General features: G+C 38.3%; 23 protein-coding genes, 1 other RNA gene, 1 pseudogene and 1 other annotated feature. Of the genes and pseudogenes, 4 read left to right on the top strand and 21 right to left on the bottom strand.

Annotated features, from left to right (window positions below; all coding sequences use genetic code 11):
• The first annotated feature begins 243 nt into the window (after window positions 1–243).
• Complete coding sequence (locus tag C9J37_RS00490) at window positions 244–984, top strand: GTP pyrophosphokinase (RefSeq protein ID WP_107893794.1); 741 nt, start codon at window positions 244–246, stop codon at window positions 982–984.
• Window positions 985–1203: 219 nt separating this feature from the next.
• On the opposite strand, the gene C9J37_RS00485 is transcribed toward C9J37_RS00490, so the two are convergent.
• From C9J37_RS00485 to cymR, 4 genes are all read right to left on the bottom strand, one after another.
• Window positions 1204–1863 carry a tetratricopeptide repeat protein gene (locus C9J37_RS00485; protein WP_107893793.1) on the bottom strand — a complete coding sequence of 220 codons (660 nt, stop codon included), beginning with the start codon at window positions 1861–1863 and terminating at the stop codon, window positions 1204–1206.
• Between the two features lie 113 nt (window positions 1864–1976).
• Window positions 1977–3101, bottom strand: a complete 1125-nt coding sequence (gene mnmA / locus C9J37_RS00480; RefSeq protein WP_107893792.1) for a tRNA 2-thiouridine(34) synthase MnmA — start codon at window positions 3099–3101, stop codon at window positions 1977–1979.
• 104 nt (window positions 3102–3205) lie between these two features.
• The gene (locus C9J37_RS00475) at window positions 3206–4351 is read right to left on the bottom strand and encodes a cysteine desulfurase family protein (RefSeq protein WP_107893791.1); all 1146 of its coding nucleotides are present in this window, start codon (window positions 4349–4351) and stop codon (window positions 3206–3208) included.
• A 152-nt stretch (window positions 4352–4503) separates the two neighbouring features.
• Window positions 4504–4923 carry a cysteine metabolism transcriptional regulator CymR gene (gene cymR, locus C9J37_RS00470; protein WP_107893790.1) on the bottom strand — a complete coding sequence of 140 codons (420 nt, stop codon included), beginning with the start codon at window positions 4921–4923 and terminating at the stop codon, window positions 4504–4506.
• 135 nt (window positions 4924–5058) lie between these two features.
• Here cymR and C9J37_RS00465 point away from each other — a divergent pair, with 135 nt between their 5' ends.
• Window positions 5059–6339: a replication-associated recombination protein A gene (locus C9J37_RS00465; protein ID WP_107893789.1), complete on the top strand. Its 1281-nt coding sequence runs from the start codon at window positions 5059–5061 to the stop codon at window positions 6337–6339.
• A gap of 230 nt (window positions 6340–6569) precedes the next feature.
• Here C9J37_RS00465 and C9J37_RS00460 read toward each other — a convergent pair whose 3' ends face one another.
• The 7 genes and pseudogenes from C9J37_RS00460 to hisS all read right to left on the bottom strand — a co-directional run bounded on the left by C9J37_RS00460 (window position 6570) and on the right by hisS (window position 12877).
• The gene (locus tag C9J37_RS00460) at window positions 6570–7127 is read right to left on the bottom strand and encodes a hypothetical protein (protein WP_235616975.1); all 558 of its coding nucleotides are present in this window, start codon (window positions 7125–7127) and stop codon (window positions 6570–6572) included.
• Between the two features lie 178 nt (window positions 7128–7305).
• Window positions 7306–7692 carry a hypothetical protein gene (locus C9J37_RS00455; protein WP_024363132.1) on the bottom strand — a complete coding sequence of 129 codons (387 nt, stop codon included), beginning with the start codon at window positions 7690–7692 and terminating at the stop codon, window positions 7306–7308.
• 291 nt (window positions 7693–7983) lie between these two features.
• Window positions 7984–8745: a tRNA threonylcarbamoyladenosine dehydratase gene (locus C9J37_RS00450; protein WP_024363133.1), complete on the bottom strand. Its 762-nt coding sequence runs from the start codon at window positions 8743–8745 to the stop codon at window positions 7984–7986.
• Window positions 8746–9020: 275 nt separating this feature from the next.
• Window positions 9021–9242 (bottom strand): annotated as a pseudogene (locus C9J37_RS00445) (helix-turn-helix domain-containing protein); the annotation flags it as partial.
• A 234-nt stretch (window positions 9243–9476) separates the two neighbouring features.
• A non-coding RNA gene (gene ssrS, locus C9J37_RS00440) (6S RNA) lies at window positions 9477–9679 on the bottom strand.
• A gap of 137 nt (window positions 9680–9816) precedes the next feature.
• On the bottom strand, window positions 9817–11586 hold the full coding sequence (gene aspS, locus C9J37_RS00435) for an aspartate--tRNA ligase (RefSeq protein ID WP_107893787.1): 1770 nt from the start codon (window positions 11584–11586) through the stop codon (window positions 9817–9819).
• A gap of 28 nt (window positions 11587–11614) precedes the next feature.
• Complete coding sequence (gene hisS, locus C9J37_RS00430) at window positions 11615–12877, bottom strand: histidine--tRNA ligase (protein WP_024363146.1); 1263 nt, start codon at window positions 12875–12877, stop codon at window positions 11615–11617.
• A gap of 125 nt (window positions 12878–13002) precedes the next feature.
• Window positions 13003–13245, bottom strand: a binding site (T-box leader).
• A gap of 163 nt (window positions 13246–13408) precedes the next feature.
• On the opposite strand from hisS, the gene C9J37_RS00425 reads away from it, so the two are divergent.
• Window positions 13409–14989, top strand: a complete 1581-nt coding sequence (locus C9J37_RS00425) for an N-acetylmuramoyl-L-alanine amidase family protein (RefSeq protein WP_107893786.1) — start codon at window positions 13409–13411, stop codon at window positions 14987–14989.
• Between the two features lie 58 nt (window positions 14990–15047).
• Here the strand turns inward: C9J37_RS00425 and C9J37_RS00420 are convergent, their stop codons facing one another.
• The 6 genes from C9J37_RS00420 to C9J37_RS00395 form a co-directional block, all read right to left on the bottom strand.
• Window positions 15048–15257, bottom strand: coding sequence for a DUF2642 domain-containing protein (locus C9J37_RS00420; RefSeq protein WP_107893785.1), 210 nt, complete (start codon window positions 15255–15257; stop codon window positions 15048–15050).
• Window positions 15258–15327: 70 nt separating this feature from the next.
• A complete protein-coding gene (gene dtd / locus C9J37_RS00415) occupies window positions 15328–15768 on the bottom strand; it encodes a D-aminoacyl-tRNA deacylase (protein WP_107893784.1) in 441 nt (146 codons plus the stop codon).
• Window positions 15769–15833: 65 nt separating this feature from the next.
• Entirely contained in the window at window positions 15834–18029 is a 2196-nt protein-coding gene (locus C9J37_RS00410) for a RelA/SpoT family protein (RefSeq protein ID WP_024363150.1), read from the bottom strand.
• A 206-nt stretch (window positions 18030–18235) separates the two neighbouring features.
• On the bottom strand, window positions 18236–19150 hold the full coding sequence (locus C9J37_RS00405; protein ID WP_107893783.1) for a pseudouridine-5'-phosphate glycosidase: 915 nt from the start codon (window positions 19148–19150) through the stop codon (window positions 18236–18238).
• A gap of 4 nt (window positions 19151–19154) precedes the next feature.
• On the bottom strand, window positions 19155–20246 hold the full coding sequence (locus C9J37_RS00400) for a carbohydrate kinase (protein WP_107893782.1): 1092 nt from the start codon (window positions 20244–20246) through the stop codon (window positions 19155–19157).
• A gap of 196 nt (window positions 20247–20442) precedes the next feature.
• Complete coding sequence (locus C9J37_RS00395) at window positions 20443–21711, bottom strand: MFS transporter (protein WP_107893781.1); 1269 nt, start codon at window positions 21709–21711, stop codon at window positions 20443–20445.
• Window positions 21712–21879: 168 nt separating this feature from the next.
• Here C9J37_RS00395 and C9J37_RS00390 point away from each other — a divergent pair, with 168 nt between their 5' ends.
• A complete protein-coding gene (locus C9J37_RS00390; RefSeq protein ID WP_107893780.1) occupies window positions 21880–22332 on the top strand; it encodes a MarR family winged helix-turn-helix transcriptional regulator in 453 nt (150 codons plus the stop codon).
• 203 nt (window positions 22333–22535) lie between these two features.
• On the opposite strand, the gene C9J37_RS00385 is transcribed toward C9J37_RS00390, so the two are convergent.
• The 4 genes from C9J37_RS00385 to recJ all read right to left on the bottom strand — a co-directional run bounded on the left by C9J37_RS00385 (window position 22536) and on the right by recJ (window position 26454).
• Window positions 22536–22886 carry a DUF3139 domain-containing protein gene (locus tag C9J37_RS00385; RefSeq protein WP_069513325.1) on the bottom strand — a complete coding sequence of 117 codons (351 nt, stop codon included), beginning with the start codon at window positions 22884–22886 and terminating at the stop codon, window positions 22536–22538.
• A gap of 26 nt (window positions 22887–22912) precedes the next feature.
• Window positions 22913–23581, bottom strand: coding sequence for a hypothetical protein (locus tag C9J37_RS00380; protein WP_025220102.1), 669 nt, complete (start codon window positions 23579–23581; stop codon window positions 22913–22915).
• 252 nt (window positions 23582–23833) lie between these two features.
• Window positions 23834–24346, bottom strand: a complete 513-nt coding sequence (locus tag C9J37_RS00375; RefSeq protein ID WP_107893779.1) for an adenine phosphoribosyltransferase — start codon at window positions 24344–24346, stop codon at window positions 23834–23836.
• A 14-nt stretch (window positions 24347–24360) separates the two neighbouring features.
• A complete protein-coding gene (recJ, locus tag C9J37_RS00370; protein WP_107893778.1) occupies window positions 24361–26454 on the bottom strand; it encodes a single-stranded-DNA-specific exonuclease RecJ in 2094 nt (697 codons plus the stop codon).
• Between the last annotated feature and the right edge of the window lie 22 nt (window positions 26455–26476).

Below are 26476 nucleotides of genomic sequence, written 5' to 3'. Positions count from 1 at the left end.
GTGTTTTCTCTTAAAGTATGTTGTCTTTTTTTTGAAGAAAATGCATCTTGCACAGCAATGAGTGGAAACAGGGCATACTAACAAGAAATCGCACCTTTTAGTAGCGTGTAAATTTCTAATTTCCCCTCCTTTTTGCTAAGCTTAAAAGGAGATATACATATGTTGGTAGCCAATTAACTGATAAGTGTCCAAGTACATCTTACTGAAGGTACACAATTTTTTCGGAAGAAAGGATTTTTTAAGATGACAAATGAACTTGAAGCCACAACTATTAAAACACTCCAAACAGAACTTACTCGCTTCTTTTTAGCTTATAAATTTGCGTTAAATGAAGTGGAAACAAAAATCAATATTTTACAAGAAGAATTTAAGCTTATGCACGAATATAATCCCATTGAACATGTGTCCACTCGAGTAAAATCACCAAAAAGCATCTTATTAAAGATGAAGAAAAAGGAGCTGACACCTGCCATCGATAGTATTCGCGAACATATTCGGGATATAGCAGGCGTCCGTATTACGTGCTCCTTTGTAGAAGATATTTATAAAGTAAGTGCGATGTTGCAAGCACAAAATGATATTGAAGTAGTGGACGTAAAAGACTATATCACGTATCCAAAAGAGAATGGCTACCAAAGCCTACATCTTATTATTAAAATTCCGATTTTTATGTCCGATCGAATGGAAAAGGTCTATACGGAAATTCAAATACGAACGATTGCAATGGATTTTTGGGCAAGTCTCGAACATAAAATTTACTATAAATACAATAAGGAAGTGCCTGCACATATTCGTAAGGAACTAAAAGAAGCGGCGCTACAAGCTGCTGAATTAGATCGTAAAATGGAACGGCTCAATAAAGAAATCAATATTTTAAAGGCTAACGATACTGAATCGTCCCTGTTAGACACAACACCCATTGCGTATTTAGCAAAATATTTATCACAACTGACATTTGACAGTGCAGTTAAAGACAGCAAATAATGACTCAAGTAAAGAGAAAAAGTGATAGATTGACTGCGATCAATCTATCACTTTTTTTGTTACCGTTGATATCCTCTACGGTCTTGCTTTCCGCTCAGCACAGTAAGCCGCAGGAGTCACCGCCTTCGCTACCATCAACTAGCGTTCTATTCTTGCAAAAGAAAGAATAGCTGACAACTTTGTCTTTGTTTCATATCTTCAAGTTTTGTCCCACCAGCTTTAATTAAATCGTTGGGCAATCATATCGTAAATATAACGCGCTTGGTCATATTCTGGTTGAATCGTAAATGCCTGCTTTAAATGGTACATCGCATCTTCTGTTTGTTCAGTGGATACAGCATACAGCACACCTAAGTTATAATGAGCATCTGCATTATTCCAATCCTGTTCGATTAAATAATCTAACTCCTTCTTGCCTTCCACAAACATTTCTAATGCACAGAGCACAATTGCATATGCTAGGCGAATTTGTGTATCCTCTGGTGCAATTTCTGCCGCACGTTGTAAGTATGGCAAAGCCAGCTTCGGATTTTCCATTCGTTCAAAGCATTTGCCCATCATATAATAAACATCCGCACCTGCAATTTTATGCTTCACAGCTTGCTCATAAAGTTTTAACGCTTCGGCATAGCGTTCCGCATTATAATATAAATTAGCTAAACCATAATAGGCTGTAGCTGCCGTTTCATCTACAGTAATTGCTTTTTGAAAAAAACGCTCTGCTCGTTCTGTATCTTCTAAGACCGCCAATAAATTCCCAAAATTCACATAGCCAATTGCATTTTCAGGCTCTGCTTCAATTGCTTTGGTAAAAAGCTGTGCAGCATCCTCATAACGTTTCTCTTGGAACGCTAGTATTCCTTGCTCGTTAAAATCCAAATCATTTCACCTCTATGTAGCGAAAAGACTGCACATCTGATCGCTCTTTCGTGTACACCAAGGTTATTTGCTCGATACACTTTAAAGTTTAGAGTCGCAGTCTTTTTCGCGAGTTATCCAACGTATGTTAGTTTTTCATTGTTTTTATAAACTTCATCAATTGTACCGCCACCTAAGCAAACTTCACCGTCATATAACACAACAGCCTGTCCAGGTGTTATAGCACGTACAGGTTCTGCAAACACAATATGTGTACGACCGTCTTCTAAAATTTCTACCTCTACAGGAGTATCTGTTTGACGATAGCGGAATTTCGCAGTACAAGAAAATTTCCCGGGCAATTTTTTTGTCGAAGTATAGCCCATTTTCACTGCTGTTAGCGATGTCGAGTATAAAGCATCATGGTGGAATCCTTGACCGACAAGTAACACATTACGTTCTAAATCTTTCCCAAGGACAAACCATGGCTCACCGTCTCCACCTATGCCAAGACCATGACGTTGACCTAATGTATAATACATTAACCCATCATGTTGCCCCATTACTACGCCATCCATCGTTTCCATTTTGCCAGGTTGAGCAGGTAAATATTGACTTAAAAACTCTTTGAAATTACGCTCTCCGATAAAGCAAATACCTGTTGAATCCTTTTTCTTAGCTGTAGCAAGCCCTGCTTCTTCAGCAATTTTACGCACTTCTTTTTTCTCAATATCCCCAATTGGGAACATGACATGCGCTAGTTGCTCCTGTGATAATTGATTAAGGAAATACGTTTGGTCCTTATTATCATCAACACCACGAAGCATACGTACCTCGCCATCACCACTGCGATCAATGCGTGCATAATGTCCTGTTGCTAAGTAATCTGCCCCAAGATTCATGGCATGCTCTAGGAATGCTTTAAATTTAATTTCCTTATTGCACATTACATCCGGGTTTGGTGTGCGTCCCGCTTTATATTCTTCTAAAAAGTATGTGAAGACTTTATCCCAATATTGCTTTTCAAAATTGACAGCATAATAAGGAATACCGATTTGATTACATACTTTAATCACATCTTCGTAATCTTCTGTCGCGGTACAAACGCCATTTTCGTCTGTATCATCCCAGTTTTTCATAAAAATACCAATTACTTCGTACCCTTGTTGCTTTAATAAATAGGCAGCAACGGAAGAGTCTACCCCACCTGACATGCCGACGACGACACGGATTTTTGATGGGTCACGTGTTTCGATCATTGTGGTCACCTTTTCTTTTATTCAATTCATTTAAACCTTACTTTGTGGCTTTATTTATAGTAAAAGCTTCTTTATAAGGGTTTAAAGTTATCTTTTGCAGCAAATTATTTTGCCAATCTTTTCACAATCGTAGCTGTTTTTTCTGCTGCTTGACGTACATCTTCTTCAGTTAGTCCTTGGCCAAAGCTAAAGCGAATAGAGTTCCGCAACTCATCTGCCCCTTTTCCATACATCGCTACTAACACATGTGAAGGATCAATTGTACCTGCTGTGCAGGCAGAGCCACTGGATGCGTAAATACCAGCCATATCTAGGTTCACTAAAAATGACTCTACCTCCATATTAGCAAAACTAATATTTAATACGTGCGGCAGGACATTTTGTGGATCACCATTGACATGAAATACTAACTTTTCATGTGAAAAAACATCCAACATAATTTGTTTAAAGCGATTGTACAGTGCTCGCTTACTTTCGCGCAACTCACTTGCATTTTGAGCAGCTGTAGCAAAGCCAATAGCAGCAGGAATATTTTCCGTACCTGCACGACGTTTTTTCTCTTGTGAACCGCCAAATGCATAGCTTGCAAGTGGTGTACCTGTCTTTTGATAAAGGAAACCAATTCCTTTTGGTCCATTAATTTTGTGCGCTGAGACACTTAATAAATCAACCTGCAAAGCAGCTACATCAATGTTTTCTAAGCCGTAAGCCTGTACGGCATCCGTATGGAACGTCGCTTTATGTTCCCGTAACAACTGACCAATTTCAGCAATTGGTTGAATTGAACCCACTTCGTTATTCCCGTACATAATGGTTACTAAAATTGTATCTTCACGTAGCGCTTGTCGCACCGCTTCTACAGTTATGCGCCCGTTGGCATCTACTGGTAAATAGGTCACTTCAAAGCCATCTTTCTCCAACTTCTCACAAGTATGTAACACCGCATGATGCTCAATCTGAGTTGTAATAATATGCTTACCTTCATGAGCACGAGCATTAGCTGTGCCAATAATTGCCGTATTATCCGCTTCCGTACCGCCACTTGTTAAAATAATTTCCGTTGGCTTTGCTCCAATGGATTGTGCCAATATATCACGTGCCTGATCTAAATATTTCCGCGCCTCACGCCCAGCTCCGTGAATACTCGATGCATTGCCATATACATCACGCATCGCTAAAGTCATGGCGTCTATTACCTTGTCATTCATCGGAGATGTAGCCGCATGATCAAGATAGATGTTTGCATTCATGTTGAAAACTCCTTTATCCAAAAACACTAAAGTACTGTCTTTTCCCAAGTGGCGAAAACGCTGCATGTTAAAGGGTCCATCTTTGCACAACATGCAGAGTGGCGAAAACATGGCAGCATATAAACCGTTGGAGGTGCTTTAGTCTAATAAAATTAAATATAGAACATATAGCCGTCTACGACATTTTCCTCTGTATATTGTGCTAAATCTTCAATTGACGTTGTATCTAATACATTTTTTACAGCATCACGAATTCGTAGCCATAGCTCTCGTTGAGGTGCTTCCTCATTTTCAATGCCTTCTACAGGCTGGATTGGCCCTTCTAATACACTAATGACGTTTGCTGCTGAAATCTCACTAGGTGGATTCGCTAGCATATAACCGCCATACGCTCCACGTACACTTTTTACCAAACCTGAATTACGTAATGGAGACACAAGTTGCTCTAGGTACGCTTCAGAAAGCTCTTTTTCAGCAGCAATTTTACGAAGCGGAATTGGACCTTCTCCATAATGTTTTGCCAATTCAATCATAATCGTGAGACCGTAACGGCCCTTTGTAGAAATTTTCATTTTATCACCCTCAATTAGTCTAGTCAAAATACTACCAACAGTATATCATAATCTCCTCTTGAAGAACTCGGAAATACTCTTGGAAGGTTATGATATACTATAATTTAGAACAAACGTACGAAAGGGGATAATGTTTTGCATAACGAACCACTCGCTTATCGGATGCGTCCATTAACGCTTGATGAAATCGTTGGTCAACAAGATTTTGTCGGTCCTGATACGGCTTTATATAAAATGATTCAAAATGGACATGTTCCTTCTATGCTACTGTACGGTGAGCCAGGTATAGGTAAGACATCGATAGCCAATGCCATCGCAGGTAGCTCAAAACTCCCTTTTTTTTCACTCAATGCAACACGCGCTGGGAAAAAGGACGTTGAAGATATTGTACAAGAAGCGAGAATTTCAGGAAAAGTCTTATTGTTTTTAGATGAGATTCATCGCTTCAATAAATTACAGCAGGATACCTTGTTACCACATGTAGAAAATGGCTCTATCGTTTTAATCGGGGCTACAACAGAAAACCCCTATCATGATGTTAACCCAGCCATTCGTTCGCGTTGCGGTGAAATTCATCAGTTAAAAAAATTAACTACAGCTAACTTAGTAGAACTTATTCAAAAAGCACTTGCTGATGACAAACGTGGACTAGGGAAATATCATTTTGTACTGACAGCAACTCAAATCGAGCAAATCGCCACTGCAGCTCACGGAGATGCACGCAAGGCATTAACTTTGCTAGAGTCGCTTTATTATGCAAGTGATGAAGTGAACGGACAAACGAGTGCTTCTGACCATATTTTAGAACATTTGATTGGTCGAATTGGTGTCTACGGAGATAAGAATGGTTCACATTTCTATAACTTGCTCTCGGCTTTACAAAAATCCGTCCGTGGCAGTGATACGAATGCAGCGTTGTATTATTTAGCACATTTACTTGAAACAGGTGATTTAGTTGCCGTAAGTCGCCGACTCCTTGTTATGGCGTACGAAGATATTGGTCTTGCTAACCCTCAGGTTGGTGCACATATGCTTGCAGCTGTACAGGCGGCAGAGCGTCTAGGGTTACCTGAAGCACGGATTCCACTTGCTAGCGCTGTTATTGAAATGTGCCTTGCATCCAAATCAAATTCAGCAATTGCCGCAATAGACGCTGCAATTGCAAGCATCCATGCAGGTAAAACAGGAGAGATTCCGCTACATTTACGCGATACACATTACGAAGGTGCCAAAGATTTAGGGCATGTAGGCTACCAATATCCGCATAACAACCCTATTGGGACATTTGGTGGCTGGGTAGACCAGCAATATTTACCAGATGAACTTGTAGGGACAGAGTTTTATAAGCCCGTTATTGCAGGAGAGGAAAAACGGATGGCAAGTATATACAACAAGCTTAAATCATTCCATAATTAGTGCCTGGCACTCAAACAAATCAAACAATTATGAAAATTTGTTGAAGCCATGCCTGCAAGGCTTCAAAGCAGTCATCGGCTTCTCTCAAAAGAAAAACTGTAGACAACAGGACATTCTTTGTTTGTCTACAGTTTGCCTGTCAGGCTTCTTCCTAAACATCTTCACAATATTAAAAACCATTGTCGTTTTAAAGTTCGACAATGGTAGATAGTTATTTCTTAATATATTTTTTAAGCTATTTCTTTCTCTACAAACAATTTAAAGCGTTGTAAACACTGTTTAGCGTCACCTTGTTGAGCAAGCACTTCATCTCTTAAAGCAGATACTTTCTCATGATCTTCTACGACATCCCCGTACAACGCAAAAATGGCCGTTAAAAATTCCTCATTCTCTTCCTGTTCAATACTCGGTAAAGAATAGGCCGCAATCGTTAATAAACTTTCTACTTTTTCTGGTGTTTTTTGTAGCTCATTGGACGCATAAAAAATGGATGCAGCTAAGAAATAACATAACTTTGCACTGCAATCTATAAACAAATGCCAATATGTATTGGCTTTCGGAAGTTCTCCTGCTCTTGCCCCTAAGTATTCCTTATAAAACGTAGTAACCTGTGTATATAAAGGCGTTAAAGATCGCATAGCCTTTGTGTAATTATTAGACGTATCCAAATAGTCAAATACAATACTATTCATTTTTTCTTGAAGCTTTACAATATCTAAGTGATCACGAATTACTTGTATTTCCATTTTCCACTCTCCCATGTTCTCATTTGTTTTGGCAAACGCCATTTCTACTCCCCTTAAGCAGATTTGAACATTCCAAACAAAGCGACCTTTTGTATATATATATTGGAATTATTCAAATTATAGCAATAAACCAAAAGAAGAAGTGAGCTCATGAAAAAAATAAGGCAATTTCGTGAATTGTTAGCATTTTGTGTACGTAAGATTAATTATTTTGGTAAAATTAAACTCTTTGTAAATAGTAGTCAAACAAAAATTGTTCTTTGTCTCGATCAATTATTTCAATAATGCAACCGTTGGCATATTTTTTTATTCTTTGTTTCGGACTATAAAAATACACATTATTTGTAATTAACCATTGGCTTAACGTCAGCTCCGTTGCTGGTTGCTGTTCTGTTAAAATCCTTTTGTGGCGAAGTATATCCGCCATTTTGTAAAAACCATCTGATAATTCATAAGCAGATACATCAAAATTAAAAACAGGTGTCACAACCTGTCCAACATCATAAATATGTATCGTCTTGTTCGCCTCATCAATCGCTAATTCCACTGTGCTAATTTCATCGAATAGATTTAAGCCTCTATATTCCATTTGATAAATTTGCTCCATTATTAATGAATGCCCCCTCTTTTTTAACAGCCCTATTGTATCATAGAAAAAGTGAGCATCAGCCGCATAAATAACATAAGGGAGCATTTTACGTCATTTCTCCTACTGATAGTCATGCCGTAAAAGAAAAGAATCTGCAAGCCATTTTAGGAAAAAGCCAGCCAAACTCGTATTCACAGACACGCTGTGCCCATGTAAGCTCACTGTTCCTAATGGAAAACTTTACAGATTCCTCTTGTAATTAGCATTTTTAAATTGCTAAATATAAACTACATGTTGCTTAAACGGGGTTTATCCTTGCACGCGGGTAATTTTCACGTCTTCCACAATTTTATTGACTACCCAACTTGCCGCGATTAAACCTGCAACAGAGGGTACAAACGCGTTAGAAGATGGTGGCATTTTCGCTTTGCGGATAGCTGCATCTGGTTTTCCCACATGCTCTACGACATCTGGACGTACAACAATTGGGCTTTCATCCGAGAATACAACGGTTACGCCTTTATGAATACCATCTTTTCGTAATTTTGTACGAATCACTTTTGCTAATGGGTCTGTATGTGTTTTGGAAATATCAGCAATTTTAAAGCGTGTAGGGTCCATTTTATTGGCGGCACCCATACTTGAAATAATAGGAATGTTACGCTTTAAGCATTCTTTCATAATGTGAATTTTATAAATTACCGTATCGCTCGCGTCGATAACATAATCGATTCCTTGTGCAAAAAATTGCTCATACGTTTCTTCTGTGTAAAACATATGCATATCAATCACTTCACATTCTGGATTAATATCTGCAATTCGCTCTTTCATCACACCAGATTTGGATTTTCCTACTGTTGAAAGATACGCTACTAATTGACGGTTAACATTTGTAATATCTACATTATCCTTATCAACTAAAATAATGCGTCCAATACCACTTCTAGCACATGCCTCGGCAGCAAATGAGCCGACGCCACCTACACCTAAAATGGCTACGGTTGTATTTTTTAATTTTTCGAGTCCTTCAGTACCTATCGCGAGCTCGTTACGAGAAAATTGATGTAACATCCTTACACTCTCCATCTATTGAATTTTTATTAGTAAACCTAGTTATATACTAAGATAAAATCAAACCTATATTACATTTTATCACGATATTGTTCAAGTGAAAATTCTCAAAAGTAATATGCTGTCGTATAACTATAAATAAAAATTCCTATAGACATCTAAAGAGCATAGTAATTTAGCCGATTTAGTCAACATGCCATGTTGCATAGTTAGCCTGAAACACTTCTATAAACGACTTATCCAATGGAACGTGTGCCATTTTAAGCGCTCCTTTGTTCGTTGTCAGATTCAGGACCTTTATTATAGCTATATTGTTTGCCTACTGGTTGTTTCAAACGATTCATTTCGCCATTTCTATACCAGCGCATCCATGTTTCCACCTGTGTTTTATGGCGTATATTTAATTCCAATAAAATCTGTTTGATAGGTACACCTGCTAATCGCATCTCAATCGCTTTCATTTTTACATCATATGGATAACTCACTCTTGTTCCCATAGAAAAAACACCTCCTAATTGAAGTTTAGGTATCTATACCCGATTTCAATCGAAGTTGCTTTTTTTATTTGTCTATACCTATTGGGGTCAGTTCCGATGTCGACCTAACACTTTTTAAACGTCGCTATTCGCTTCCATCAACGAATGCACTCTTTTAAGTTGGGTAAATGTAAAAGAAAGAACAAGCACAATTTACAACTTTGCTCTATCCATCTTCTAGCACTCTATGTATGGACGAATCCCGATAGTGCCGTAATGCCAATGAAACATTCGTTTTGAACCCGCAATTTGCAGGTGGGTGCCCGCTTCATAGCTTTAAACGTCCCTCTCCATATGGGGCTTGTTTGCCACTACAAAATTAGATGGCTCCCGACGATATAGTGTTCGGTCAAAACTGTTAAATAGAGTTAGCAGTTAGACAAACACATCAGGATTCGTATTACAGATATCATAACACCATATTTCAGATAATTCAAACGATTTCTAGCAAAAAAACAAATTCTTTCGAAATAAACAAAAAATACCTAGATTCCCAACATTTTTTGTTAGAGAATCTAGGTATTCCGCATTATTTTTATCTTTTAAAAGATTTAATCGCGAGGCTTAATTCGCTTAATTGCTCAGGAGATACTTCGCTTGGCGCATCCGTTAATAAGCAGCTTGCACTTGCCGTTTTCGGGAATGCAATTGTATCACGTAAATTCGTACGTCCTGCAAGTAGCATAACGAAACGGTCAAGACCAAATGCAAGACCTGCATGTGGAGGAACGCCGTATTCAAACGCTTCTAATAGGAAGCCGAATTGCGCTTGAGCTTCTTCTTCCGTGAAACCAAGTAGTTTAAACATTTTTTCTTGTAAATCACGCTCATAAATACGTAGTGAACCACCGCCAAGCTCATAACCGTTTAACACGATATCGTAAGCTTGTGCACGTACTGCAGCAGGATTTGTATCCATTAACTCGATATCTTCGTCAAATGGACGTGTGAATGGATGGTGGGCTGCATAATAGCGACCATCTTCTTCAGAGTACTCAAATAATGGCCAGTCTGTAATCCATAAGAAGGCAAATTGAGATTCATCGATTAAGCCTAAATCTTGACCTAATTTTGTACGAAGAGCACCTAGAGATGCCGCCACTATAGGCGCTTTGTCAGCTACGAATACTAAAATATCACCAATTTCAGCACCCATGCGCTCAATTAAAGCAGCTGCTAACGCTTCATCGAAGAATTTTGCGATAGGTCCATTTAAACCTTCTTCTGTTACTTTCAACCAAGCAAGACCTTTTGCCCCGTAAATACCAACGAATTTTGTCAGCTCGTCCATATCTTTACGTGAATATTTATCAGCCGCACCTTTGATGTTAATACTTTTCACTTGCTTGCCTTGCGCTACTGTATCAGCAAACACCTTGAAATCACAGCCATCAAAAATATCATTTAATGCTACTAGCTCTAAACCGAAGCGAACATCTGGTTTATCTGAGCCATAGCGATCCATCGCTTCTTGGTATTTCATACGTTGGAACGGTGCAGGAATGTCGATGCCTTTTACATCTTTCATAACAGCTTGAATTAAACGTTCATTCATTTCCAAAATTTCTTCTTGTGTTAAGAAGCTTGTTTCAATGTCCACTTGAGTAAATTCAGGTTGACGGTCCGCACGTAGATCTTCGTCACGGAAACAACGAGCAATTTGGAAATACTTCTCAAAACCTGCTACCATTAATAATTGTTTAAATAGTTGTGGAGATTGCGGTAATGCATAAAACTCTCCCTCATGTACACGTGATGGTACTAGATAGTCACGAGCACCTTCTGGCGTTGATTTTGTTAAAATTGGCGTTTCTACTTCTAAGAAACCTTCATTTTGTAAAAAGTTACGAATTGTACGTGTTACGTCTGAGCGCATTTTGAACGTATCAAACATCACTGGACGACGTAAATCTAGATAACGATATTTTAATCGTAAATCTTCTGAAACGTCAGTGCGATCTTCAATTTGGAAAGGCGGCGTCTTTGCTGTATTAATAACGATTAGGCTTGTTGCTTCAACCTCGATTTTTCCGTTTGGCACATTTGGGTTGATTTGATCTTCTGCACGAAGAATAACTTTCCCTTCAACTTCGATTACGTATTCGCTACGTACTTTATCAGCTAAAGCATGTGCTTCTGCTACATCTGGGCTAAATACTACTTGTGTAATACCTGTACGGTCACGTAGGTCGATAAAAATTAGACCACCTAAATCGCGACGGCGTTGCACCCAACCTTTTAATACAACGTGTTCGCCTTGTAACGTTTCAGAAAGTTCGTTACTAGCATGAGTTCTTTTTGCCATTTTGTATTTCCTCCAACATCTATTTCATTTATTTAAGTAAGTAGTTCACTAATTCTGAGAAAGCGACTTTTTGTTGCTCCCCAGTTGCCATATGTTTGACTGTCGCTGCTTGTTCTTCCATTTCTGTTTCACCTAAGACGATTGTATATTGAGCACCTAATCGGTCTGCAGATTTCATTTGGGCTTTCATTTTACGATCTAGGTAATCCATGTCGGTTGCAATGCCTTTTGCACGGAATGAACTTGTTAGCTCTACTGCCTTTAGCTTCGCTTCAGCACCCATGGCAATCATGTAAACATCTAGAGCAGATTCTGTATCTAACTCCACTGCTTCAGCTTCAAGCGCTAATAGTAAACGCTCAATACTTAACGCAAAGCCTATACCTGGTACATTGGGACCACCTATTTCCTCTACTAACCCATTATAACGACCGCCACCACAAAGTGTTGTGATAGCACCAAAGCCATCAGCAGTAGACATAATTTCAAATGTTGTATGGTTATAGTAGTCAAGGCCACGTACTAAGTTTGGATCTACTTCATACGTAATTCCAAGTGTATCTAAATACGATTTAACTTGAGCAAAATATGCCGCTGAATCGTCTGTTAAAAAATCAGTTAATGCCGGTGCAGAAGCCATTAATGGATGCTCGCGGTCTACTTTACAATCTAAAATACGTAACGGATTTTTTTGCAAACGATTTTGGCAATCTGCACAAAACTCGTGAATATGTGGCTCGAAATGATTAATCAACGCTGTACGATGGGCATCACGTGTTTCTTTATCCCCAAGAGAGTTGATTACTAATTTTAAATCCTTTAAGCCTGTTGATTCATAGATGTCCATAGCTAGCGCAATGACTTCAGCATCAATTGCAGGATCCGCTGAGCCAATTGCTTCAACACCGAATTGCACAAATTGACGGTAACGACCAGCCTGTTGGCGTTCATAACGGAACATTGGTCCAATATAAGATAGCTTGACAGGCTGATCAGGTGCACCAAACATTTTATGTTCTACATAGGCACGTACAACGCCGGCTGTATTTTCAGGGCGCAATGTTAATGAACGACCCCCGCGGTCTTCAAATGTATACATTTCCTTTTGGACAACATCCGTTGTTTCACCAACACCGCGTGCAAATAAATCTGTTTGTTCAAAAATCGGTGTACGAATTTCGTTATATCGATAGACACGACATATATCACGAATAATCGATTCGACCTTTTGCCATTTTTCTGATTGACCTGGCAATATGTCTTGTGTTCCTCGTGGCACTTTAAAAGTCATGAAAATACCTCCTTTTCAATTGCTTATGAGCTAGCCTTCGTATGTAAAATACGAACATACTGTAGATAGACCGACCTTGTACAGAAGAAATCCAACAAAAAAAGCCCTCGTCACCTTGCATAATTGCAAGGGACGAGAGCTGTGTATGCTTCCGCGGTTCCACCCTAGTTGACGCATAACGTATATTGCGTCCTCCTCATAATCGGGTAACGGCCGATTCCGTTTTTTCCTACTAAGTATTCCTTTTCAGAAAAAAGCCTCTCAAGTGTTATTCGCCTTATACATTTTTGTAGGAAAGATTGCAGCCTAAGTCTTTCCCTCTCTTTTCCAATAGAGGTATACGCTACTTGCTTGGTCATAAGCGGTTAATCATTTTTTGATTACCCTTTATGTTAGTCACAACATAAGGTAATGTCAACTGTTTTCTTTTTTTTCATCGTACTGTTGTTAAAAAAACGATTTCCGTTACCTTTTTCCCTCGAATTTTAGCATAAAAACATGGTAAAATAGCACAAGGAAAGGAGAGGTTCGATGACGACAAAACTTATACATAAAACTATTATCTTTGTCCTATTATTAGCATTTATGATACCACATATCAACGACAAAGAACTAGCGCTTGCCGATACAAGTGATTTAAAAGTAACTGGAACCATACTCCATTTACGCGAAGGACCTGGGCTCTCTTACCCCATTATTACCACATTAGAAGAAGGCGATTCATTAACATCTATCGGTCGCGAGGGAGACTGGATTCAAGTAAAAATAGGCGATTACGAAGGATGGGTAGCTTCATGGCTAACAGCATCCATAAATGAGCAACAAACAATAGATAAAACTGTTATTTCCCAAGTTGAACGTCTAAACATACGTACGGAACCAGATATTGCGTCCCCTGTTCTTGGACAACTGTCAACAGGTAATCAAGCCACATTAATAACAGAAAATGGTGAATGGGCAAAGATTAATTGGAATGGATTAATTGGTTGGGTATCTTCAGACTATGTGACGATTAATGAAAAAACGGAAAAAACAACTACTAAACCAGTAGTTGAAGTGTCTACAACAACCGAATCGAAAGGGACTACTTTTACGATTTTAGTCGATACGTTAAATGTCCGAAAAAAAGCTGATTTAACATCCAAAATTTTAGGGACTGTTTCCAAAGGACAATCTTATAAGGTGCTTGCTCAAGAGCACAATTGGGTGCAAATTCAGTATAGTAACAAAAAAGCCGGTTGGGTATATAGTTTCTATGGCACATTTTCAGATGCGGTGAAAACGACTTCGAAAACAACAACATCATCTTCATCATCAACACTTGAATCTGTCACAATTATTTATAATGGCACCAACTTACGCACAGATGCGACAACCACTGCGGAAGTTGTGCAACGTGTAGATGCAGGTGAAACTTTTCCCATTGTAGGTGCTAAAGATGATTTTTATGAAATTCAATTAGGCGATAAAACCGCTTTCGTTGCCACTTGGGTTGTGACCACTTCACACAATAATGCAGCGACAAAAACAACTAACAAAACAAAGTCTGAGCCTCGAAAAAACGGTACTTTAAATGGACTAACTATTGTCGTAGATCCTGGGCATGGTGGTAATGACCATGGGACGACTGGACAGCGCGGTACTGATGAAAAAGACATTACTTTGAAAACGGCATCCCTGCTTGCTTCCAAGTTAAGTGCAGCAGGTGCAAATGTTGTTATGACACGTGAATCAGATGAATATGTTGCACTTCGCAAACGTGTGTCTATTGCTCACCAGCATGATGCAGACGCTTTTATCAGTATTCACTATGATGCGACTGACAATAGCTCAATTTCTGGCTTTACTTCCTATTATTTAAACAATAATCAAAAAGGGCTTGCTGAAGCCATACACAATGGGCTAGCCAGCAAAATCAACTTAAAAGATCGTGGTACACAACAAGGAAATTATTTAGTACTGCGTGAAAATCGACAAAAAGCAGTGCTGATTGAACTCGGTTTTTTAAGCAATGCCAATGAAGAAAGAGTTATTACAACAGCTAAATTCCGAGAACAAGCCTCACTTGGCATTTATCAAGGCATTTTAGATTATTTTGATGCAAACGAATAAAAAAGAACCTTCATTTTCTATATGCTTAAGAAAATGAAGGTTTTTATATGTGATTTACTTATGTTATCGCCAATGTGACCCATACAATTTCCTCCATACGAATAAAGAAAGGTGTGCGATTAATTTCGATAACGATATGGTCAGGTAATATGGAGGTCAAATTACCTTGCTGAATATTCTTCTTCGTTTGAACAACTATCATTTGGCCAATCATCATTTTCAGTGTTTCATATAAATAAGGATTCGACATCCTTCCTATTTGCGTCATCGAAATTACACTTCCTTCCCACATTTAGCCATTCTTTTTAGTATATGAAGGAAAGATAGGGAATGTACCTCTATTTTGACTCAAGTAGAATTGTAACAGGTCCATCATTTGTCAATGCAACATCCATCATAGCACCAAAAATTCCTGTCTCAACCTGTAGACCATATCCTCGTAGTGCATCATTAAATGCCTCCCACAAAGGGGCAGCCATTTCTGGTCTTGCCGCACTTGTAAAGCTTGGACGATTGCCCTTTTTCGTATCTCCATACAATGTAAATTGAGAAACTGATAGGATTGCCCCTCCATGCTCCAAAATAGAGTGATTCATTTTCCCTTCACTATCTTCCCACAAGCGTAGATTAGCGATTTTTTTTGCTAGATAGGCCACGTCTTCAGTTGTATCGTCATGTGTAATGCCTACAAGAAGCACATAGCCGCTATCAATAGCACCTGTTACTTCTCCTTGTACCGTAACAGATGCAGCCTTACTCCGCTGTAAAACTACTTTCATAATGTTAAACCCCTCAATCTATCAAAATCTACACTATTCTTTTCACTTGTTATTTGCTACAGCTTTTAGTTAATTACACGCTGCACAGAATATATATCAGGTGTTTGTTTTATACGTTCAACAACCTTATGCAGATGAGAAATATTTGAAATTGAAATCGTTAGATGAATAGTGGCGATTTTATCACGATCAGCACGGCCGCTCACAGCCAATATGTTCGTTTTCGTCTCGCTGACGATTTGCATAATTTCATTTAAAATACCAGGTCTATCAAAGGCAGATACCTCGATATCGACAGGATACTCTTTTTTCTCAGGTGTAAGCCCATTCTCCCATTCAACTTCGATAATACGTTCCTGCTCATCCTCTATTTGGATGTTTGGACAATCTGCTCGGTGTACGGAAACACCTCGTCCTTTCGTAATAAAACCGACAATGTCATCACCCGGCACTGGTGTACAGCAACGAGACAATCGAATGAGCATATTGTCAATTCCTTTTACAATAACGCCAGACTCTGTGCGCTTTTGCGGAATTGGATTTTTCATTTTTTGCTCAATTTTTTCAAGTGCTTCTTCTTGTTCACGCTCTTTACGACGTTTTTCGGCTAAACGATTAACAACTTGTTGCGCTGTAATACCATTTACACCAACTGCGGCATATAAATCTTCTTCATTCGTGTAATTAAATTTATCGCAGACACGTTTTAAGTTTTCCGCTGACATTGTTTCTTTCATGTCGAAATCTTGCGCGCGAATTTCTTTTTCAATCATCTCTTTACCTTTGATGATATTTTCTTCACGAAGATGGCGCTTGAAAAATTGCTTGATTTTATTTTTTGCTTGGGATGATTGAGCAATTTTTAGCCAGTCACGACTCGGGCCGAAAGATTGTTTTGATGTTAATATTTCAATAATATCACCCGTTTTTAATGGTGTATCGAGCGGCACCATCTTGCCATTAATTTTTGCACCGATTGTACGATTACCGACTTCTGAATGCACACGGTATGCGAAATCGATAGGTACAGAACCAGCTGGCAATTCTATTACATCCCCTTCAGGTGTAAACACGTACACCATATCAGAGAATAAATCGAATTTTAAAGATTCCATGAACTCCTCGGCATTTGAAGACTCGTTTTGGAATTCTAATATTTCTCTAAACCAAGTTAATTTTTGATCGACATTTTGTTTTTCAATATCAATCTTTTTACCTTCTTTATAAGCCCAGTGAGCTGCGATCCCGTATTCGGCAATTTTATGCATTTCTTTTGTACGGATTTGTACTTCTAGTGGATCACCGTATGGACCAATGACCGTTGTATGCAACGATTGATATAGGTTTTGCTTTGGCATTGCAATATAATCTTTAAAACGCCCAGGCATCGGCTTCCATAATGTATGCACAATACCTAACACTGCATAGCAATCTTTTATGCTATCAACTAAAACGCGAATGGCTAACAAATCATAAATTTCGTTAAATTGCTTTTTTTGGAGCACCATTTTACGATAGATGCTGTATATATGTTTCGGACGACCATAAATATCCGCATCGATTTCGACTTCAGAAAGCTGAGATTTCATTTCTCCCATAACATTGTCTAAATAAGCCTCACGTTCATCTCGCTTCTTTTTCATTAGACTGACAATACGGTAATATTGCTGTGGATTTAAATAACGTAGTGCAGTATCCTCCAGCTCCCATTTTACTGTCGAAATTCCTAGACGATGTGCAAGGGGAGCAAAAATTTCAAGCGTTTCTTTCGAAATACGGCGTTGTTTTTCAGCAGGTAAATGCTTTAAGGTACGCATATTGTGCAAACGATCCGCAAGCTTAATTAAGATAACACGAATATCCTGTGCCATAGCGACAAACATTTTACGGTGATTTTCCGCCTGCTGTGCTTCTTTCGATAAATATTTTATTTTCCCCAGCTTCGTCACACCATCAACGAGCATTGCTACTTCCTCGCCAAATTCACGGACTAGGTCATCACGTGTAAATTCCGTATCTTCGACAACATCGTGTAAAAAGCCTGCTGCCACAGTTTCTGGATCCATTTGTAATTCAGCTAAAATACCGGCAACTTGCACTGGGTGAATAATATACGGTTCACCAGAGCTACGGAATTGCTCAATATGCGCATCTCTTGCCAATTCATATGCTTTTTTCACGAATGCGACATTTTCCTCATTCATGTAGGATTTGACTAACTCAAAAACGTCCTCAGGAGTCAAAATTTGCTCTTTCGCCATAACATGTCCACCTTGCTCGTCAAATTTTTCAGATTAGATATAAACTTAATTGTATAAAAAATAGAGGTCGATTGTAAAGGGACTGTGTCATATAGTTTAGATAATATCGTGAACAGGTTTCATTAATGGAAAAAATATTCATTATTATAAATAAAAAGACCCTTTGCTAGGCTGATTTGCTTCGCAAAGAGTCTTTCATTTACTTGTTAGTTTGCTTTGTTGTAAGCCACTGCAATTTTCGCACCAACTACTGCATTGTTTTTCACTAATGCGATATTGGCATCAAGGCTCTTACCTGCTGTTAACTCTTTTACTTTACCCAGTAAGAATGGTGTTACATTTTTACCTTGGATACCATTTTCTTCAGCTTCTTGTAAAGCCTTTTCAATAATGCTTGTGATAAATTCATGCTCTAGTGCATCCGCTTCAGGGATAGGGTTTGCAATAACTGCGCCACCCTGTAAGCCTAAATCCCACTTAGCACGCAACATTGCTGCAACTTCTTCTGGTGTATCTAGTTTAAAGTTGACATCAAATCCACTTTGGCGAGTGTAAAATGCAGGAAGCTCAGACGTGCCATATCCAACTACTGGAACACCTTTTGTTTCAAGATATTCTAATGTTAAACCGATATCTAAAATAGATTTCGCACCTGCACAAATAACAGCTACATTTGTTTGTGCTAATTCTTCTAAGTCTGCTGAAATATCCATTGTTGTTTCAGCACCACGGTGTACGCCTCCGATACCACCTGTAACGAAAATGTCAATACCTGCAAGCTCAGCGCAAATCATTGTTGCAGCAACTGTTGTCGCACCTAATTTTTTCGTAGCCAATAAATAGCCTAAGTCGCGACGAGAAGTTTTTGCAACACCTTGTGCATTCCCAAACATTTCAAGTTCTTCGTCAGATAAACCGATTTTAATTTTCCCATCAATGAGCGCGATTGTTGCAGGCACCGCACCGTTATCACGAATAATTTGCTCTACTTCACGTGCTGTTTGTACGTTTTGAGGATATGGCATACCATGTGAAATGATTGTTGACTCTAATGCAACAATTGGTAGTCCTTTTGCTTGTCCAACTTTTACTTCTTCTGATAATACGATGAATTCTTTCATGATGTTATTCCTCCATTTCACTTTTCAACAATTCTTCTGATAATTCAGGTCTTACTGTATATGGGGATGCCAGTGTTTTTTTGGCATTCGTTAAGCCTGCGTCTATGCAAACTTCAAACGATTGCCCCCTTAACCAACTATGAATGACAGCACTTACAAAAGCGTCACCCGCGCCCGTTACATCTTCAATTTTCTTTATTGTCTTCGCAGCAAAATGACGTGGTGGACTAGTGGTAGAGGCAGCATAGACCCCTTTGCTACCTGCCGTAATAATGACATGCTCTGCTCCTAATTGTAGAAGCTTTTGAATCGCTTTGTCATAGTTTGCCTCGTTATTAATTGTATGACCAACAATCGTTTCTGCTTCGTCCGTATTACATATAAACCATGTAACACCTTGCAATGTATCCGGTAATCGATTCATTTTGGGAGAAGATACCGGAACGATAACAAATGGAATAGCGCGCGCAATCGCGACTTGTTGGATATACACTACTGTTTCTTTCGGACAATTTAAATCCATAATAAAGCAGCCAGCATTCATAAGCATTGCCTCGTATTTCTTTAACAAACTCGGCAACAATAAATCATAAACTTCCATGTTTGCCACAGCTAGTGCAAGCTCACCTTGCTCGTCCATAATCGCAGTATAAGAACCAGTTGAAGCATCGGGTAACTGCTCGACATAGCGCAAATTCATAAATGATTCTGATGCTTCTTGGATTACTTGCCAATCCGCATCTTTACCCGCTGTCGTTAATAACGTCACCTGATGATTAAGTCGGCCTAAATTTTCCGCAATATTGCGTCCAACCCCACCTACACTGAATGAGGAACTAGCTGGATTGGAAGTACCTAATTGAACAGTCCCTTTTACATGAAATTTGCGATCGAGATTCGCGCCACCGATACAAATAATTTCATTTTCCTCAGGTAAAATATAAGCACGACCGACAATTTTCCCTTGCTTCGTTAAGCTCGACACTAGGTTTGCAAGTACTGGACGGGACAGATTCATCTTATCTGCCATCTCTTGCTGAGACATAAACGGATTTTTGCGAATTAAAGCCAGTACCGCTTGTTCTCTTTCATTCATAGCATCACCTTTTATTATATTTGTTTGTATTATAAACTTTTGTTTGAACGAAGTCAAAACATTTCATACGTTTTGCTAAACGCTCCCCACTTCTATATTTTCCCTTCAAGTGAAATGCAGATAATTTTCAATAAAAAATAGCACGCTAGATTAATTTTCTAGCGTACTATTTGTCCGTTCCATATTGTTTATACTATTATGCTGCATCAGCATTATGCATGACATTCGGTACTTGTTTTTTCACAATGATGACAAACAAACCAGCTAAAACACAAAAAACGCCAGCCAAGAAAAATGCCCAAGTATAAGAATTGAAAAGTTTATAGATAAGACCTCCCCCATATGCTGCTACTGCTGCACCTGCCTGATGGGAGGCGAATATCCAGCCATAAATAATCCCGCTTTTTTGGGTACCAAAAATTTGCCTTGAAATACTAACAGTTGGCGGTACAGTTGCAATCCAATCTAGTCCATAAAACACAGTAAACATGATGAGCAATGTAAGGGAACCTTGCACTAATGCATACGGTAGTAAAACTAAGGAAGCACCCCTTGAAAGATAATACCAAAATAGTAACCAACGATTATCAAAGCGATCGGATAACCAGCCTGATAATGTTGTTCCTACTAGGTTAAAAATCCCCATGAAGGATAGAAAGGATGCTGCTGTTACTAATGGAATACCGAAACTAATACAATACGATACAAAATGTGTACCTATTAAGCCATTTGTTGATAATCCACAAATAAAGAAACTACCAGCCAAAAGCCAAAACGCTTTCACTTTCATAGCCTCAACTAAACCATTAAAGGCAATAACGATTGGATTTTTCTTATGTTCTAGTGCTTCCTCCAATCGTTCTTCCTCAAGACCATATGCAAGAAGCCCCACATCCATCGGTTTATTTTTCATAAACAGAATAATAATTATTAACATGATTGAACTTAACATGATGATTAATGCAATTGCCCAACGCCATGAGTAATTTTCGATAATCATCGCTAAAATTGGAAGCAGTATTAATTGCCCTGTTGCCGTACTAGCTGTTAGTATCCCTAATGCAAGCCCTCTTTTTTTCTCAAACCAATGATTCGCTACAAAAGGACTTAATACTGTTAAAAAGAGACTAGCTCCTAAACCAATAATAAAGCCCCAAATAATCATTAATTGCCATGCTTGCTGCATCAATAACGTCAGTGCTATGCCCACTATTAAAATCGCCATAGCAGCTAACATCATTTTCTTTAAGCCAATAACTTCAAGTAACGCTGCCATAAATGGACCTGAAATCCCATATAAAAAAAGACTAATAGCAAATGCCATTGCGATAACAGATCGATCCCAGCCAAATTCATGTTCAAATGGGCCGAGAAAAACACCTGAAGAAGATAAGGTGATACCCGCTACAATAATGGAGAAAAATGTAATCGCTAAAACAAACCAACTGTAATGAATACGTTTCATATGCCACCTACATTCTCGATAATGTAACAATTTAAGGGAATTTTTACATGAATTAAAATAATTGTATGTACATATATAATAATGACTTATAATTTTTTATGTCAAGAAAATTTTACCATTTAAGTAATATAATATACATAATCAAAAAAACTAAAAGGAGCGCTCATTATGGAGAAAATACACAAAGACATTGACTATACTCAAATTTGCGTATGTGCAAATCTTAGAAAAAAAACTAGGGTCGTTACGCAACTATATGATAAAGTACTTGAACCTACTAATTTAAAAGTTACGCAATACGCTATGTTAGCCAATATAGCAAAGCATAAAGCCGTTTCAGTTAGTCAACTAGGCATTATTCTTTCACTTGATCAGACGACGATCACCCGCAATGTCAATCTTTTGAAAAAAAATGGCTATGTGACTTTTACCAAAGATTCCCAATATGGCCGAACAAAAATTATTTCTTTAACGGCTACAGGCATGCAAAAATTAACGGAAGCAGCTCCTATTTGGATGGACATTCAGGAGAAAATCATCCATGATATTGGACCCGAAAAATATAAAGACTTTTATGAAACGCTAAAAAAAATACAACAAGTAGTGAAATCCTACGAGTAATTATCAGAATTGTTTGAGTACCTGGCACTTGGATGGTATTTTTGAGGTAAATGCACAAAAATTCCTACAATTCGTCGTTAAATCACAAAGAGCCCATGGTATTTCTACTAGAAATATCACGGGCTCATGTTAATAATGTTACTTAGTGCTATTTAGTGCTATTTAGTCGTATACAAAACTTTAAAACCTTTATATACCATGAATTAGGAACGATTGTTTTTATAAGGGTCATAATTTTTCAAATCTTCTATTGGGACTTTTATTCCGCGAATATCATAATACTCAAACTGTCCTTTAATATCATGTGCAAAATAAAGATATACTATATTAGGTTCATTTTGAAAAGTTACTTTTACATAATAATTAGGTATCCCGGTAGTCCATTTACTTTCAATCATAAAAATATCAGATTCATCGTAACCTTTTTCCTCAATTAGATACTCCATTACTTTATTAAGTGCAATGTGCTTTTTTACTTGAATGTACACAAAAGGTGTTAAACATAATAGAAGTACAATAGACAGGATAATTAAAAATTTTTTAATAATAACCACTCTCCCTAATATAGTGAAAGCTTGTTTTATTTAGTGTTGAACGAACCTACATTAGTAAAAATACTAGCATTTTTAATGTGACCAGGTGTTACGAAGGCTGTACTAGAACCTGTTAGACTTAAATTAGTAATATCTCCAGAATTGCTATAAAAAAATGCTTGCCAAATAAACTTAGAACAGTAATTAGGAGAAAGTGTGTTCAAAGGCTGTAAATTAATAATATCATAAACTTTAGCATAAGAATAAGCATACGCTGCCCAATCCGCAGCCCCTTGTCCTCCTGAACGAGGTCGGTAAATATAAATTGTTTCATTTGCTCCATGTCGACTACTATACGTTTCGACTGTATCTCTCTTCCCAGCCACTTCATCTACAGGATTAACATGATATATTCTATAGTCAGGACCGACAATACCTACATGACCAACAATTTTTGTAGACGTCACTAATGATTTTGAAGAATATAAAACATCCCCTATTTTCATTAATGTTTTTGTGCCAGGATAGTAATTTTCATTTTCTACAGCATTAGGGGAAATCCCATTATTCGGAATTTCTATCTGATCAGCATAAATAATCTCGGTATTCTCATTAATAAATGAATCAACTGGTAATTCATTTGCTAAAACCTTGTGTTCCGTCGAAATTACAAAAAAACTTACTAAAAATAGTATTGAAAAGATTATCTTCTTCATTTTTTCTCCCCCTAATTATCTATCGCGAAAGTTATATGGTAAAATATAACATAAATAAATATTTAAGTATATATAAATGAACTAATATTAAAGTTATTTTTCGTAATATTCAGTATTTTTGATGATTAGAGCAGGATTGAAATGCTCATAAACTAGCTCATAGAGACGATGGTGTTCGTCGAAATAGATTAACAGCTTTTTATTAATTATTTAAAAAAGCTGTCCCAATTATAGGGGACAGCTTTTTTAGTATTAATATTGAATTAAAGTTTTTACGCTTAGATCGCCTAGTTTTGCACGGCCATTTAGTTCTTTTAGCTCGATTAGGAATGCACAGCCAACAACTTCTCCACCTAATTGTTGAATTAAGCGTACAGTTGCCTCAACTGTACCACCAGTAGCTAGTAAATCATCACAGATAAGTACTTTCTGACCTGGTTTGATGGCATCTTGATGCATTGTTAAAGTATCTTTACCATACTCTAAACCGTAATCTGCACTAATGACTTCACGTGGCAATTTTCCTGGTTTACGAACTGGCGCAAAGCCAATTTCAAGCGCATAGGCAACTGGGCAACCGATAATGAAACCACGTGCTTCTGGACCTACAATAATTTCTGCGCCTACTTCCTTAGCATAAGCTACGATTTGATCTGTTGCATATTTGTAAGCTGGACCGTTATCCATAATTGTTGTAATATCTTTGAAGCTGATGCCTTCTTTTGGCCAGTTCTCAACTGTTGTCACGTATTGCTTTAAATCCATAGTTCTTGCTCCTCCTACGAAACTGTATTCGCATATAAATTTAATCGTTCATCAAACCATTGCTTTAACTCTATATATGGCGCATAGACAAGTTTTTGCTCTATTTCAATCTGTTCAGAACGTTGTTTGTAAGACGGTGCCTCAGTTAATGCCGTTTTTGGCGCATTCACGTTGACAGTCGTCAGTCCACTCTCCATTTTAACAAAATTAAGCTCAAAAAACACCTGTGTCATAAATTTTAACGCTTCTAATGGCCAACCAGTATGTTTCGCTAAATCCGATAAATGCATATCTAGTGGAAATGCTGGACGTTGCTTTAAAAATTTATAGTACCACGCAAACTGCTCACGTGTCGGTATGCCATTAAAATACTGCGAATCTGGCATATAGAAATGGGCATAAATACGTGTAGGTGCTGTTTTGCTTAACACATTTTCTAATAATTGAACATTGTGCGGTAAATCCAGCAACACAATATAATCTGTTTGCTCTACATTGGACAGCTCTGCATCTACTAATTGAATTGACACACCAAGCAATGAATGATAATAGCTGATTGTCTCAGGACGAAACGCAAAAAAGACTGCTTCCTCTTTTGGTACCGTGTGTAACCATCGAGATGTTTGACGTATGCCACGAATATCAAATAATTGCCACTCTGTCGTTTGAACATCTTCAATCATAAACTGTGGCTTTTTACGTCCTTGCCATTCATTAATTTGAAGATCGCCAGTAAACGACACTTTGATGCCATATGTCAGCTCATTGTACAAATGCCCTTTATTAAAACCTACACTGTCTAATTTCTCTAAGCCGTCTGTAAGTTCCATCTTAATATGATTTTCAGCGGCACCAATTTTACGCATTGTTGCAATTTCCACATCTTCAAGCACATACACGGGCTTTGGGAAATCTGTACCGAATGGGCCAAGCGTTGCAATCTCTTCAATGGCATCCACGGAGATTTCATCAATTTTAAGTGGAATATCAATTGACAGAACTGGTGTTAATTGCTCTTCGGTTAAACAAGCTCTTGCTTGCGCATCCAAGCGTTTGCGCAGTTCATCAACGTGCTCTAATGGCAATGTCATCCCCGCTGCCATCGGATGTCCGCCAAAATGCGGTAAAATATCTCTATTTTTCGCCAATTCATTGTATAAATGGAACCCTTCAATACTACGGGCAGACCCCTTTGCTGTCCCTTTCTCAAAGTCTAGTGAAAGAACAATTGTTGGACGATAATAAAGTTCAACAAGTCTAGATGCGACAATCCCTACAACACCAGCATTCCATCCTTCCCCTGCAACAACTAACACAAGTGAATCGCCAATTTTTTTATCTGCTTCGATAAGAGCAATCGCCTCATCTGTAATACTTTTCACGATATCTTTGCGCTCTGTATTACATCCGTTTAGCTGTTTGGCTAACGCTGTCGCCTTTGCTGCATCCTCTGCCATGAGCAACTCAACGGCTGGCGATGCTTCGCCTAGCCGACCAACTGCATTTAAGCGCGGCCCAAAGTAAAAGCCAATTGTCTCTTCATTAATCGTGGCTTGCTCAGCACTTGCCACTTCACACATCGCCTGTATCCAAGGGCTAAGTGAATGACGCATTTCCTCCATGCCCCGTTTGACAAGGTAACGATTTTCGTCCACTAAAGGAACTAAATCTGCAACCGTACCAATTGCTACAAATTCAAATAAATGGGTTGGCAGCTCGCCATAGAGGGCATGCGCTAATTTAAACGCCACGCCAACACCTGCCAGCTCACCAAACGGATAATGCCCTTCAGGTACGCGCGGATGTAAAATGATATCTGCTTGCGGTAACTCCTCCCCTGGCTCATGGTGATCTGTCACGATGACATCCATTCCAAGTTCCTTGGCCACTCGGATTGGCTCAATCCCAGAGATACCATTATCAACCGTTAGTATTAATTGAACTCCCTCTTCATGGGCTTCACGAAATAATGCTTCACTCGGACCATAACCATGTAAAAAGCGGTTCGGTATTTTAAAGGACACATCTGCGCCAAGGTCTAGTAAGACATGGAGCATTACTGTCGTACTTGTTACACCATATAGTGATAGGTAAGCATTTGATATCATCTCCAGCTTTTCCCCCACTTCA

This window comes from Lysinibacillus mangiferihumi, from assembly GCF_003049665.1.
Lineage (GTDB): Bacteria > Bacillota > Bacilli > Bacillales_A > Planococcaceae > Lysinibacillus > Lysinibacillus mangiferihumi.
The sequence above is the reverse complement of the archived record's forward strand: the minus strand, read 5'-3'. Positions and strand labels throughout refer to the sequence as shown.